Below are 13,162 nucleotides of genomic sequence, written 5' to 3'. Positions count from 1 at the left end.
GGAACTGCAACGTGTTCTAGCTAGAAAACGGAGCCGGTGCTACCAGCGGGTAACCTGTCACGCTCCACGGGGCGGCAATTGCGGCAGAACATGTTCTACTTTGATGTTCCCGACATGCGGTCAGGGGGGCAGTCATGGGCCTCGGCCCGGAAAGCGGAAAAGGCCGGGAGTGATTCCCCCGGCCTTTTCACCGTGGCGCGGACGGCGCGGTGCGGGCCTTCGCGGCCCCTCGCGCGTCCAGGTTTCGTGGCCCCGGACGCGCGGCTCCTTCAGGCCCCGTGCACCCGGTGCGCGGAGCGCTCAGGCTCCGTCGCCGCGGGTGCGCGGCCCGTTCAGGCCTCGTGGCCCCGGCGGCGCGGGCGGCGCGCGGCGAGCAGGGCGCCGGCCAGGATGAAGAGCAGGCCCACCGCGAGGAGGGCCAGCGGCACGGTGACCTTGAGCGTGTTGATCTGGCCCTTGGCGTCCGTCGCCTTGGCCACGAGCTCGTTCACCGACTCCGGCGTGTACCGGGCCGTCGCGACGAACGCCACCGAGCGCTCCACGCCGTCCTGGGTCTTCAGGACCTCGTGGCGGCGCTGCTCCTGCTGCACGGGGGTGCCGCTGGCCGGCTCCACCCAGTACGTGACGGTGCCGTCGTACCAGCGGTCCACCTGCACGTCGCCGGGCTGCGTCATGCCGAGCACCGAGGCGGGCGCGGTCAGCGTCTGGATCTTGGTGGGCGGGATGGTCTGCTCGAACTTGTAGACCGGCACGCCGTTGACGGTGTCCTCACCGACGAACTTCGCGTCGAAAGCCTTGCGGGTGGAGGAGTTGAACACCGGGTAGGTCTTCTTCTCGGTGCTGAACGGGAACAGGTAGATCTGGCCCGTGAGCTGCACCGGCTCCTTCTCGACGTTGGCGCCGCAGCAGTTCACCCCGGCGCCGGTGTACTTGTTGAACGCGCTGCGGCGCTGGGCGTACGAGATGCCCTGCTTGTTGTTGGTGACGTCGTTCACCGCTGTGAACTCGTCCCACACCACGTCGTCGCCCTTGGCGGCCTCGACGTCGCCGCGGGTTGTCACAGTGATGTCAAGGTTGCCGGTGAGGACCTTCAGGTCACCGGTGCTGAAGTACTGTGCGTTGTCGGCGCGCAGCTTGGTGATGCCGTACTGGTCGGCGGGCGCCGCGATCAGCTTGCCGGCCGCGTAGAACCGCACCAGGGGCGCGAGGGTGACGAGGAAGGCCCCGATCGCGATGAGTACGACACCGGTGATAGTGATTCGCCGCATCCGATTCCTCCGGGTGGCCATGGCATCCGTACTAAGACGGTTTGTCGAATAGCGCGTATGTTGCCCGAGATGGTATTCCTCGGTGTGGCCCCCGTCACCACGCCGCCGCCAAATTGATAGAAACGAGTTCTACCTGATGCCCGCCGCCCCCGCCGCGGACGGCCTCGCCCGGTCGGTCCGGCTGTTCCGCGCGTTCACCACCGAGCAGCTCGACCAGGACGGCTACTACACGCTGCTGGCCGCCGACACCACCGCGCAGCTCGAGCGGTACACCCCGCTGGCCGGGCGCACGGTGCTGGACGTCGGCGGCGGCCCCGGGTACTTCGCCCGCGCCTTCGAGGCCAGGGGCGCGCGGTGCGTGCGGCTGGACGCGGACGCGGGCGAGCTGGCCGGCACCGGGGCGCCGCAACCGGGCGCGGTGCTCGGCAGCGCGCTCGCCCTGCCGGTGCGGGACGCCGCCGTGGACGTGTGCTTCTCCTCCAACGTGCTGGAACACGTGCCGGACCCGTGGCGGATGGCGGCCGAGATGGTGCGGATCACCCGGCCAGGCGGCGTCGTGTACCTGGCGTTCACCAACTGGCTGTCGCCGTGGGGCGGGCACGAGACCTCGCCGTGGCACTACCTCGGCGGGCACCGCGCGGCGCGCCGCTACGAGCGGGCGCACGGCAGGCCGCCGAAGAACCGCTACGGCAGCAGCCTCTACCCCGTGTCGGTCGGCGCCGCGCTGCGGTGGGCGTCCCGCCACCCGGACGTGACGGTGGTGGCCGCCGCCCCGCGCTACCTGCCGTCCTGGTCCCGGCCGCTGGTGCGGGTCCCCGGGCTGCGGGAGTTCCTCACCTGGAACCTGATGCTGGTGCTGCGGCGCCGCTGACCGGGCCGTGGGCGCGCACCCGGGGCCTGCGGGTCAGCAGGGCGGCGACGGCGCCGGCCGGCAGGGCCACGGCGCCGCCGATCGCGGCCACCAGCGGGACGGTGCCGGTCAGTGCGCGCACCCGGGCCATCTCGGCGCGGGCCGCGGCGGAGCTCGCCGCCACCTGCTCCGCGGTGTACTCCAGGGTGCCGTCCAGCACGGTGAGACGTTCGCGGCCGTCGGCGGTGCGGTAGGCCTGGCGCACGTGCTCCTCGGCCCTGACGGGGGTGCCGGTGACCGGCTCCACCCAGTACGTACGGGTCGCCCGAGCCCACAGGGTGACGGGGACGTCGGAGACGGGCGCGTCCCGGGCACCGCGCACGTCCTTGGAGCCGGTCGCGTCCCTGGAGCCGGCCGCGTCCCTGGAGCCGGCCGCGTCCCTGGAGCCGGCCGCGTCCCTGGAGCCGCGCGCCTTTGAGCCGGAGGCGTCCTCGGAGCCAGGGGCGTGCTTGGAGCCGGGTGTCTCCTTGGTGGCGGGCAGGCCGAGCAGGCCGGGTGGGAGGGTGCGGGAGGCCACCGCGGTGGGAGGGATTTCGCTGACGTAGCGGTACACGACGAGGCCCGCCACGGTGTCGGCGCCGGCGAAGCGGGCCGGGTGGGCGCGGCGTGTGGTGACGTCCCACAGGGACGTGTCGCGCGGGGCGGCGCCGTAGGGCCAGCGGAACACCAGGCCGGAGTGCGGCACCGGGCGGCCGGCGGCGGACTCGCCGCAGCAGGCGACCGCGAGGCCGGTGCGCCGGTCGAACGCCGCGCGTTCCTGGGTGTAGGAGACCGGTGAGCCGTCCGCCGCGGCGAGCTCGGTGAACGCGTCCCACACCACCCGCCGGGGGCCGCTCGCCCCGACGTCGCCGCGCAGGGTGGTGGTGCCGCGCAGCGGGCCGGTGCGCACCGAGGCCGTGCCGGGGTCGAAGTACGTCGCGCCGCGCGCCTCGGTCTCCACCACCGCGTACACGTCGGGCCGCGCGCCGAGCACCCGCTCGGCGACGTAGAACCGCACCAGCGCCGCCCCGCTCAACAGGAACGCTCCGAGCAGGATGAGGACCGGCCCGACCGATCGCCCCATGAGCCCCCTGCCTCTGTCGCGCCCGCCGCCTCCGCCGCCTCATTCCGCCGCGTCCGCCGCCTCGTCCCGCCGCCTCGTCCGCCTGTCGCTCACCGCCGCACGGCCGCGCCCCCGTGCCGCCGCCGGCCTGAGGACCTGGGCGATCACTGTGCCGTTCGCTAAAGTGTGCAAATCCTACGCGAGGGTGGCCAGGATGGCGGAGACGATCAGCGAGCGGCGGCCACGGTCGCGCCTAGGCCCGCCGGTCGGCGGGCACCAGGCCGCGCTGGACGGCATGCGGGCGGTCGCGGCGCTCGGGGTGCTGCTGCTGCATGTCGCCGCCACCACGGGCATCGCGTTCCAGGACTCCGCGACGGCCTGGCTGCTGGTGCGGGGGGACGCGGGGGTGGCCGTCTTCTTCCTGCTGTCGGGGCTGCTGCTGTACCGGCCGTGGGCCTCGGCGCTGCTGCGCGGCTCCCCGGGGCCGCACGTCGGCGGTTACCTGGCGCGCCGGGCCCTGCGGGTGCTGCCCGCGTACTGGGTGGTGGTGACGGTGGCGCTGCTGTTCTTCAGCCCGCAGCACACCCGGTCGCCGTGGACGTGGGCCCAGTGGTTCCTGATGTTGCCGCCGTACGACCCCGACCCGTGGTGGCGCGGCTCCGGGCCCGAGGGGCTGTACCAGATGTGGACGCTGGCGGTGGAGGCCGCGTTCTACGTCACGCTGCCGCTCATCGCGTGGGCCGTGGCGCGGGTGGCGGCCAGGGGTGGGGCGGGCCCGGCGGTGCGGGCGCGGCGGGCCCTGCTGGCGCTCGGCGGCCTCACGGCGGTGTCCCTGCTGTACCTGCTGTTCGTCTACGTGCCCACGTGGCGGCCGCTGGCGGGGACGTTCGTGGTGCGGTACTGGGTCTGGTTCTGCCCCGGCATGATGCTGGCGGTGGTGGCCGCGTGGGCGCGGGCCGAGCGGGGGGACGGGCCGGTGAGCCGGTTCTGCCGCACGGTCGCCGGGTCGGCCGTGACGTGCTGGGTGATCGCGGGGCTGGCGTACGTCATCGCGAGCACCGAGCTCACCGGGCCGCGGGTGCTCGGCGTGGACACGTTCTGGACGTCGTTCTTCCGCACCGTGCTCTACGCGGTGGTCGCGCTGTTCACGGTGGCGCCGCTGGCCCTCGGCGACGGCGCGTCAACGCCGGTGGGCCGGGTCCTCGGCGGGACCGTGCCCGCCTTCCTCGGCCGGATCTCCTACAGCGTGTTCCTGTGGCACGTCTTCGTGATCGCGGTCCTGTACCGCACGCTCGGCTGGGAGCCGCGCACCGGCGAGTTCTGGCCGGTGCTGCTGATCGTCTGCCTGATCACGCCGGCCGTCGCCACGGTGTCCTACTTCGCCATCGAGGAGCCGTTCCGCCTGGCCGGCCGCCGCCTGCCCCGCCGGCGCCGCGCCGCCTGAGCGCGCCAGGACGGCGAGCAGCGCGCCGAGCACCGGCAGCGCGAGCAGTTGCGGCAGCGCGTCGGCGAGCAGCACGCCCCGGCCGTACACGAGGGCGAGCCCGGAGGCGACCAGGGCGGCGCCGGGGACCCACTGCCGCCAGGCGGCCTCGTCGCCGTGGACCCGCTGCCGCGCCTCGCCGGGAGACCGGGGCCAGGCCCCACGCACCTGCCCGGTCCCGGCGGCCGGCGCCGGGCCACGTGCCCGGGTGAACACCCACGCCGACAGCGGCACCACCACCAGCCCCGCCGGCCCGGCCGCCCACAACCCGGCCGCCGCCCCGGCCACCAGCACGGTCACGCGGTCAGCGCCCGCCCAGCGTCCCGGCTCGGCGCGGCGGCGCCCGGCCACCCGCAGCAGCGCGAAGAACAGCACCGGCACCAGGCCGGCGATGCCCGCGACGATGGTCCACCGGAACAGCGGCCCCGGCGCGAAGGTCAGCGTCACCCGCCCGGACGACCCGGCGGGCACCGCCCACGCCTGGCGCCACCCGTCGATCCGCACCGGCCGCAGCACCTGCCCGCCGAGGGTGGCCCGCCAGCCGGGGTTGTGGTTCTCGGCGACCACCAGGTACGACGCGGCGGGCGCGGTCACGTCCACGGTACGGGTGACGCCCGCGAAGTCGCGGGCCACGGCGGAGCCGCCGAGCGGGCGGGCCGGGCGGGCCGCCGGGGTGCCGGTCAGCACGGCCGAGTCCACCCGGAACGGGTCGAGCGGGGAGACGAACACGCGGTTGCGGCCCTGGGTGACCCGTGCGGCGCCGCAGGTGACGTACCGCAGGGGGCGGCCGGCCAGCACGTCGCCGAACGTGCCCTCGGCGCGGCTGCGCACCTGCGCGCCGTTGACCAGCAGGGTGGGGCCGAGGCCGCACCGCAGCGTGAACCGTTCGCGCGACATGTCGGGCAGCGGGTCCACGCCGGGCACCACGACCTCGCTGACCTGCAACGACCCGGGGCCGGCGAACCGCAGGGAGAGGCGGTCGGTGCGCAGGCGGGGGAAGGTCACCACGCCGTCGTCGTCGATCCAGTTGCCGCGCACCGTGCCGTCCGCGCCGGTGACGATGACCGAGGTCGGCGGGCGCGCGGTCGGGGGGCGCCGCACCGTGATGCGGCTGATGGTCCGCTGCCCCCGCCAGGCGATGGTCAGCCCGGGTGAGGTGTCCTTCGCCGAGGTCACCCACGTGGTGGCGGGGTCGCCGTCGAACGCCGAGCGGGGCTGCACGGCCGGGTCGTCCGACCAGGCGCTGGTGCCGCGCACTTCGGGCGGGCCGCCGGGACGGGTGTACCGGTCGGCAAGCGCGGGGTCGCGCAGCACGGCGTACCCGGAGACGGCGCGGGTGGTGCTGGTGGCGGAGGTGAACTCGTGGTCGAAGGCGTGGCCCTCCTCCCCCGGCCGGGCCAGGGACGGCGAGCACACCCACCGCGTCGAGCCCCGCACGCAGGCCGCGCCCTCGGGGGCCCGGGTGAGGAACTGGCCGTCGTCGGGCACCTCGACGGCCGGGGACACGTAGGTGCGGGACGGCAGCAGGCCCGGCACCGACAGCTCGGCGATCGCGACCGAGGTGCCGTCCCCGGCGGCGTCCGGCGCGCCGCCCACCGACAGCACACGGACGCGCAGCCAGGTGGCGCGGCCCTTGGGGACGGCGAGCCGCTGCGGCCCGCCGGTCCGCGCGACGTCCTGCTCCAGACGGCCGGCGTCGGTCTCCACCGCGACCCTGGCGGGGAACGGGCCGAGCGCCGGGTCGTCCACGAAGGTGACCCGGGCCTCCGGCACCTCCAGCGGGCGGCCGAGGTCCACCCGGAGCCACTGGCCGGTCGCGCCGCCCCAGCCGCCGGAGCGCCAGGCGGTGCGCAGGTCGCCGTCGATCGCCGCGTACGGCAGGGCGCCCTCGGTGTGCAGGTCGCGGATCGCCTCGGGGCCGGAGGCCGAGGAGGACGCCGAGACCCCGGCGACGCCCTGGTAGCGGGCGGTCGCCCAGTAGGGTTTCCAGCCGTCCTCGACGTAGTCGTCCACCGCGCCGACCTTGGGGGGCGTCTCCCCCGCCGTCAGGGTGGGCGACATGGAGACGCGCAGCTCGCCGAACTGGCGCTGGCGCTTGCGCAGGGAATCGGTGACGAACACCTGGCGCGGCTCGGCCCCGGCGGCGTCGTCGCCGTCCAGCGCCACCGGGCCGTCGCCGAGCAGGCCGTGGTCGGCGAGGGTCAGCAGGCCCTCGGGGCCGCCGTACAGCCGGACCAGGTCGTCCTGGGGCAGCAGCGACACGGCGGGGCCCGCGCCGGCGACCTCGTACACCTCCAGGGAGGGGTAGCGCTGGTCCAGGCCGTCCAGCGCGTCGTCGGTCCAGCCGCCGCCGGACGGGGGGCCGAACTCGGCGACCTTGGTGAGGCCGGGGGAGGCGTCCAGGGCCTGGTGCACGCGGGCGGGCCAGGCGCCGGTCAGCTCGCGGCGCTCCAGGTCGTTGCGGACCAGCAGGTAGCGCACGCCCATGCGGGCCAGCACGGGGGCGACGCCCGGGGAGCCGTAGCCGGTGCTGAGCCGCTGGTCGACGGCGTCGAGCAGGCGGACCAGGCCGAGGGAGCCCGCCGCGGCGACCTGCCGCTGCGCCCACCGCACGGTGAGCAGTTGCTGCGGCGGCTCGTCCATGGGCCGGCCCCAGGTGTACTCGCCGAACCGCGACCCGGGGACGGCCAGCACGCCCTGCTGGCCGGCGCGGTCGTTCAGCCACGTCGCGGCCTCGCGCCAGTAGTCCGGCAGGTCGCGGAACGAACCCGTGGCGGCCATGCCCACGGTGACGGCCGGCGCCACCGTGGCGGCCAGCGCGGCCACGGCCACCCCGGCGAGGACCGGGCGTGGCCGCGCGGCCGTCCTCCGGCGGGCGGTGGCGAGCAGGTGGGCGAGGCCGACGGCGAGGGGGAGCCTGAGCACGGCGTCGAACTTGCGCAGGTTGCGCAGGGGGGCGAGCGGGCCGTCCAGCAGGTCGCGGACGTACGGCGCGAAGCCGGGCTCGAGCACGCTGATGTGGCCGCTCACCGCGATGAGCGTGCCGGCGAGCACGGCGAGGGCGAGGAAGCGGCGCTCGGGCAGGTCGCGGCGCAGCACGCCGGTCAGGCCGAGGGCGGCGACGACGCAGGTGGCGACGACGAGCAGGGGGGCGGTGGCCAGCTCGAAGCCGACCGGCTCGGACGGGCCGGCGCCCGAGTAGATCCACGACACCCAGTCGGGGGTGCCGCGCAGCACGTTGGGCAGGGACGTGACGGCGGTGGTGGTGCCCGCGCTCTCGGTGTAGGGCAGGAACGAGAAGCCGTACCGGGAGAACAGCAGCAGCGGGAGCGTCCACCAGACGGTGGCCAGCGCGACGCCGAGTGCCCACCAGGCGAGAAGGCGCGGACGGCGGACGGAGCCGTCCCTGGTCAGGATGTACAGGCCCGGGACGACCAGCACCGCGACCACGGCGGCGGCGTTCACCCCGCCGCACAGGGCGACCGCGAACGCGGAGCGGGCGGCGCAGATGACGCGGTTGCCGCCGAGGGCCGCGGTGACCAGCGGCAGCAGGATCCACGGCAGCAGCGCGGCCGGCTGGAACTCGGCCGACAACACGCCGACCATGGTCAGGGCGCGCGGCGCCAGGGCGTAGGCGAGGGCGCCGATCAGCCGGGTGCGGGGGGTGCCGACGCCGAGCCGGGCCATGAGCCGTTCCGCGCCGAGGAACGCCAGCACCAGCAGCAGGGCCATCCACAGCCGCTGCACCACCCAGCCGTCCAGCCCGGCGACCCTGCCGAGCAGGAAGAACGGGCCCATGGGGAACAGGTAGCCGGCCACCTGGTTCTGCAACTGGCCGAACTGCGCGGTGTCCCACAACTCGACGGCCCTGCCGAGGAACACGGCCGGGGTCATCGCCAGGTCGATCTTGGTGTCGCTGATCAGCCGCCCCGGCTGGGTGAGCATGGCGAGCGTCACCAGCATCAGCGAGCAGGCCAGCCGGTGCAGCCGCCCGCGCAGCCGCTCGTCGAAGCCGGTTCGCGGCCGATCGTCGCGGCCGCCGTTCAGCACGGCTCGCCCAGGAGGATCTCCTGCGGGCCGGCGGGGCGTAGTTCGAGGATCTCGCCGAGGCCGGCCGCGTGGATCCGTGCCGGGGTGGTGCACTCGATGACGGCGGCGTGCTCGGTGGCGGCGGCGCGGTAGCGGACCACGTACGCCTCCCCTTCTCCGACGTCGGTGAGCGTGAGCAGCCGGGCCATGCGGCGGGCGCTGGCGTCCCAGCCGAACCGGGCCGCCCAGGAGCGGCACTCGGCGGCGATCTCGGCGCGCCGGGCCGCGACCTCCTTGAGCAGGGCGCCGGCCACGGTCTCCAGGGACTCGCCGTGGCGCACCAGGCGGCCGGTGCGTCCGTCGCGCACCGCGTCGCGCAGGCCGTCCACATCGTAGGCGACCGTGGGGACGCCGAGGGCCGCCGCCTCCAGCACGCTCAACCCCCAGCCCTCACCCTGGGAGGCGGACAGGTGCAGCCAGGACGAGGCGACCAGCCGGGCCTTCTCCTCAGGCGTCACGAAGCCGTGGAACCGCACCAGGTCCCCCAGGCCGGCCGCCACCCGCTGGAGGCGCTCCTGCTCGGGGCCGCGGCCGACGACGTGCAGCACCAGGCCGGGCCATTCGGCGCGCAGCGCGGCGGCGGCCTCGATGAGGCGTTCCACCCGCTTGTGCGCCACCAGCCGTCCCACGCACACCAGGGACGGCCGCTCGGACGGCGGCACGGGCCGGAACGCGGGCGGGTCGCCGCCGTTCGGCACCACATGGATCGGGCCGGTCCAGGCGAGCCGTTCCCGCATCGCGGTGACGGTGGACGGCGACACGGCCGCGCACACCCGGTTCCGGTACGCCCACCGCGCCACCGGGCCCTCCAGGAACCGTCCGGCCCGCGCCATCCAGCCGGGGAAGTGCACACCGAACTGCGCGTCGTGCACGTGATGCATGACACACACCACCGGGACGCGGCGCGGGGTGACCCACGGGGTGAAGAACGGGATGCCGTTCTGGCAGTCGAGCACCGCGTCGAACCGGCCGCGGCGGCGCGCCAGCCAGGCCAGCACCCGGGGGTACACGGTGAAGACACCCCCGAGGCGCACGATGTCGATGCCGTCCACCCGTTCCGTGCGGGCCTGGCCCTCGTCGCGGGCGGTCACGAACGTCACCTCGGCGCCCCGTTCCGCGAGGCGGCGCCCGATCTCCCAGGCGTACGCCTCGGCGCCGCCCGCCGAGCGGTGCCACGGGTCGCGCCAGTTGACGACCGCGACACGCCGGCCCGGCAGTCCCGGCGGCCAGCCGGGCGCCGACAGCGCCACCTCCCGGACGGGCATGCGGACCTTAGGCGGCCGTCGAGGCCGAGTCGCGGTAGGAGGCGCGCGGCGCGGGCAGGGGGCGCAGCCCCGCGCCGCGGGCGGAGAACCCGACGTCCAGCCAGATGGCGCCCATCTCGGCGAAGACACCGAGGCCGTGGCGCAGGCAGGAGAAGGTGGAGCCGGAGACGTCGCGCCAGTGCACCGGGATCTCCCGCACGGCGAGCCCCCGCTCACGGAACCGCGCGAGCAGCTCGACGTCGAACGCGAAGCCGTCGCAGCGCAGCAGGGTGGCGACCTCGCGGGCCTCGGCGCCGCGGAACAGCTTGAAGCCGCACTGGGTGTCGCCGATGTCGCCGACGATCTGGCGGGCGAGCCCCCGGAACACCGTGGCGCCCACCTTGCGCAGCACGCTGTGCCGTGCCTCGACCACCGAGGCGGGGTCGGCGCGCGAGCCGATGACGGCGGCGTACCCCATGCCGAGCAGGGCCATCGCCGGGTCGAGCGCGGACAGGTCCGTGGCCATGTCCACGTCACAGAACCCGACGAGCGGCGCGGTGGTGGCGAGCAGCCCGGCGCGCACGGCGGCGCCCTTGCCCCGGCGGGCGCAGTGCACCAGCCGCACCGGGACCGGCGACCGGGGCCAGTCGCGGACGATGGCCGGGGTGGAGTCGGTGCTCGCGTTGTCGACGACGATGACGCGGGCCCTGACACGGATCTCGGCGAGCTTCGCGCACAGCGCGGCCAGCCCCGCTGGAAGGCGGTCCTCCTCGTTGAACGCGGGGACCACCAGTTCCAGCAGGGCCGGGCCGCCGGGCGCGCCGCCGGCCTGGGGGGAGACCATGGCGCGGCCGCGTCAGCGGGTGCCGTAGTTGTACAACGGCTTGTTCACCGGGACCGGGGAGGGCGCCGCGAGGTTGACCACACTCACACTGGCCCCCAGCGCGAGCAAGACCCCGGCGACTATCGCTATGAGCAGGCGCATCACTCGGCTCCTCGGCTAGCCCTGGTTTCGCGTGCAGCCGACATTAGAACGCGATCCAACAAGATGGAAGCAGATATACGAAAAAGCAACAAACCATCCCAAGCCCACTACCAGCCACTTCTGTCCCTCTGCCTGCGGCGGAACGGGGTCGTTGATCGTGTAGAGCCTGAGGTGCGTACCGGCGTAGGTGAGCTCGGCTCCCGGCAACCGCCCCTGCAACAGGTTCCACTCGCGGGGCTCGTCCGCGACGACGAACCGCACGCCGCGCCGCCGCAGCTCCTCCGTCACGGCCCCCTGGCCCCGTACCACCGGCCCGAGTTCCCGTGCCCGGGGATCCTCGGTGCCCATCACGACGTCCCCCACGCGCACGGCGTCGTTCCACACCACCCGGCGGGGCAGGTACCGGGGCAGGGGATCCAGTGAGGCGCGGCCCCGGTTCCAGGTGTAACGGCGGTAGGACTCCCACGGCAGCAGCAGGACGTCCCCCGCGACGCGATCTCCTGCCACCACGGCCCGCACCCGGTCGAAGTCCTGCGGGTACCGGACCGCGTCCAGCCGCCCGAACCCCCCGAACGCGAGCCCCGGCAGCAGGAGCACAGGACCCACCGCCGTCACCACGGCCACCCCCGCCCGGACGTGTCCTCGCGTCTCCCCCGCCAGCAACCACCGCGTGACCGCCGCGACCCCGAGGGCCTGCACCAAGGCCAGCGGCACGAGGTACTGCTGCGCGTCCCGCAGCACCGCGAACCCCGGCCAGAACTCGATCAGCCCCCGCAACAACGCCCGCCCCGGCTCCACCGTCCCGAGCGCCGCCACCAGGAACCCCGCCCCCGCCGCGACGAGCAGCCCCCGCCGCCCCGGCAGATCGCGCCCCATGACGAACCCCGCGACGGCCGCCACCGCGACGACCAGCCTCAGCGCCGACGGCACCACCGCGTCGTACCCCCCCGGCACCACCTCCGCGTTCCACACCCCCGACAACGACAACAGGCTCGCGTACACCCCGAACGGCGAATCGGCCCGCGCCGCGAACGCCCCCACCCCCGCCACATCCGCCGGCACGTCCCGCCCCGCCAGCGAACTCGGCACCACCCACGGCAAGCTCAGCGCCAGACACCCCCCCGCCACCCGCCACCGGCGCCCCCGCCCCGCCACCGGGACGACGGTCAGCGCCGTGACGATCATCGCCATGAACCCCCCGGCGGCGGCCGGCAGCACCCCGGCCACCCAGCCACGCCGACGCCCGGCAAGCACCCCCCGCACCGCCCACGGCAACCCCGCGTACCCCAGCAACAACGCCCACTGCCCGAGGAACAACCGCTCCGCGACGAACGGGTTCCACGCGTAGAACACCGCCCCCGCCAGCCGTACCGCGCCCCGCTCCTTCTCCAGCAACGCCGCCACCCCGGAACACGCCAGCACGAAGATCCCCAGCAAGATCCCCTTCTGCACGACCTCCCCCGGCAACACCACCCCCAGCGCCGCCACCACCGCGTCACTGGGCACCGCCCGCGGCAACGTCCCGGTCAGCCCGAACGCGGTCCCCCCGAACACCGGCTCCGGCACGAACACCATGTCGTACACCAGCACGAACCCCGGCCTCAGCCCCGGCCCGAGCACCAGCAGCCCGAGCACCAGCCCGGCCCCCAGAGGCCACCACCGCCGCACCATCCCCCCACCCTGCCGGATACCAGGCACTCCGCCGTACAACGGCCCCGATTTCGCCGCACGGCGCCCCGTCCATGTCCGGGAAGGTGAGCTACCGGGAAGATGAGCGTTGCCCGGGTCAGGGGGGTGCGTGATATACCGGCCTTCTTTCGGGGGGCCTAGGGGAGATGGCGGGTGGCGTGAGCTCTCGGAGTGCTACGGAGGCCGGGGCGGAGGCGTCGGCCGGCGGTGGGCGGGCGGGCCGGGGACGGGGCCTGGGGCTGGTCGTGGGTGGCGTGTTGATCCTTGCGGGGGTCGCGGGCAAGTGGTTCGTGGTGCGGGAGGGGTTCTTCCGGGAGGACGACTTCGAGTTCGTGGCGCGGGCGTGGGAGTCGGGGTTCGATCTCGGATATCTGGGGCGGGTGCACTGGGGGCAGTTCATGCCTGGGGGGTTCGCGGTGGTGTGGGGGGTGGCGCGGGTGGCGCCTTATGAC

The 13,162-nt window shown here is 74.8% G+C and carries 8 protein-coding genes and 2 pseudogenes; 3 read left to right on the top strand and 7 right to left on the bottom strand.

Going from position 1 to position 13,162, the window contains the following annotated elements; all coding sequences use genetic code 11:
* Positions 1 to 332 precede the first annotated feature (332 nt).
* Complete coding sequence (locus ABGB17_RS32380) at positions 333 to 1,268, bottom strand: DUF3068 domain-containing protein (RefSeq protein WP_347636936.1); 936 nt, start codon at positions 1,266 to 1,268, stop codon at positions 333 to 335.
* A 136-nt stretch (positions 1,269 to 1,404) separates the two neighbouring features.
* Between ABGB17_RS32380 and ABGB17_RS32375 the strand changes: the two genes are divergently transcribed.
* The gene (locus ABGB17_RS32375) at positions 1,405 to 2,139 is read left to right on the top strand and encodes a class I SAM-dependent methyltransferase (RefSeq protein WP_347636934.1); all 735 of its coding nucleotides are present in this window, start codon (positions 1,405 to 1,407) and stop codon (positions 2,137 to 2,139) included.
* On the opposite strand, the gene ABGB17_RS32370 is transcribed toward ABGB17_RS32375, so the two are convergent.
* Positions 2,102 to 3,241, bottom strand: a complete 1,140-nt coding sequence (locus ABGB17_RS32370; protein WP_347636932.1) for a DUF3068 domain-containing protein — start codon at positions 3,239 to 3,241, stop codon at positions 2,102 to 2,104. The genes ABGB17_RS32375 and ABGB17_RS32370 overlap by 38 nt on opposite strands.
* On the opposite strand from ABGB17_RS32370, the gene ABGB17_RS32365 reads away from it, so the two are divergent.
* Positions 3,240 to 4,664, top strand: coding sequence for an acyltransferase (locus ABGB17_RS32365; RefSeq protein ID WP_347636930.1), 1,425 nt, complete (start codon positions 3,240 to 3,242; stop codon positions 4,662 to 4,664). The two genes, ABGB17_RS32370 and ABGB17_RS32365, sit on opposite strands and share 2 nt — an antisense overlap.
* Positions 4,665 to 6,746: 2,082 nt before the next feature.
* On the opposite strand, the pseudogene ABGB17_RS32360 reads toward ABGB17_RS32365, so the two are convergent.
* From ABGB17_RS32360 to ABGB17_RS32340, 5 genes and pseudogenes are all read right to left on the bottom strand, one after another.
* Positions 6,747 to 8,666, bottom strand: a pseudogene (locus tag ABGB17_RS32360) (alpha-(1->3)-arabinofuranosyltransferase family protein); the annotation flags it as partial.
* 80 nt (positions 8,667 to 8,746) lie between these two features.
* Entirely contained in the window at positions 8,747 to 10,057 is a 1,311-nt protein-coding gene (locus tag ABGB17_RS32355) for a glycosyltransferase family 4 protein (protein WP_347636928.1), read from the bottom strand.
* A gap of 7 nt (positions 10,058 to 10,064) precedes the next feature.
* Positions 10,065 to 10,880: a glycosyltransferase gene (locus ABGB17_RS32350; RefSeq protein ID WP_347636926.1), complete on the bottom strand. Its 816-nt coding sequence runs from the start codon at positions 10,878 to 10,880 to the stop codon at positions 10,065 to 10,067.
* Positions 10,881 to 10,892: 12 nt separating this feature from the next.
* Positions 10,893 to 11,021, bottom strand: coding sequence for a hypothetical protein (locus ABGB17_RS32345; RefSeq protein ID WP_347636924.1), 129 nt, complete (start codon positions 11,019 to 11,021; stop codon positions 10,893 to 10,895).
* A 15-nt stretch (positions 11,022 to 11,036) separates the two neighbouring features.
* Positions 11,037 to 12,692 carry a hypothetical protein gene (locus ABGB17_RS32340; RefSeq protein WP_347636923.1) on the bottom strand — a complete coding sequence of 552 codons (1,656 nt, stop codon included), beginning with the start codon at positions 12,690 to 12,692 and terminating at the stop codon, positions 11,037 to 11,039.
* Positions 12,693 to 12,868: 176 nt separating this feature from the next.
* Here ABGB17_RS32340 and ABGB17_RS32335 point away from each other — a divergent pair.
* Positions 12,869 to 13,162: pseudogene (locus ABGB17_RS32335) on the top strand (hypothetical protein); the annotation flags it as partial.

The organism is Sphaerisporangium sp. B11E5 (assembly GCF_039871875.1).
Taxonomy (GTDB): domain Bacteria; phylum Actinomycetota; class Actinomycetes; order Streptosporangiales; family Streptosporangiaceae; genus Sphaerisporangium.
This window is presented reverse-complemented; position numbering and strand designations above follow the sequence as displayed.

Excerpts from the sequence above, each read along its gene's own strand:
- ABGB17_RS32375 (WP_347636934.1), top strand. The coding sequence starts at position 1,405 with ATGCCCGCCGCCCCCGCCGCGGACGGCCTCGCCCGGTCGGTCCGGCTG.
- ABGB17_RS32345 (WP_347636924.1), bottom strand. The coding sequence starts at position 11,021 with ATGCGCCTGCTCATAGCGATAGTCGCCGGGGTCTTGCTCGCGCTGGGG.
- ABGB17_RS32340 (WP_347636923.1), bottom strand. The coding sequence starts at position 12,692 with ATGGTGCGGCGGTGGTGGCCTCTGGGGGCCGGGCTGGTGCTCGGGCTG.
- ABGB17_RS32380 (WP_347636936.1), bottom strand. The coding sequence starts at position 1,268 with ATGCGGCGAATCACTATCACCGGTGTCGTACTCATCGCGATCGGGGCC.
- ABGB17_RS32365 (WP_347636930.1), top strand. The coding sequence starts at position 3,240 with ATGAGCCCCCTGCCTCTGTCGCGCCCGCCGCCTCCGCCGCCTCATTCC.
- ABGB17_RS32355 (WP_347636928.1), bottom strand. The coding sequence starts at position 10,057 with ATGCCCGTCCGGGAGGTGGCGCTGTCGGCGCCCGGCTGGCCGCCGGGA.
- ABGB17_RS32350 (WP_347636926.1), bottom strand. The coding sequence starts at position 10,880 with ATGGTCTCCCCCCAGGCCGGCGGCGCGCCCGGCGGCCCGGCCCTGCTG.
- ABGB17_RS32370 (WP_347636932.1), bottom strand. The coding sequence starts at position 3,241 with ATGGGGCGATCGGTCGGGCCGGTCCTCATCCTGCTCGGAGCGTTCCTG.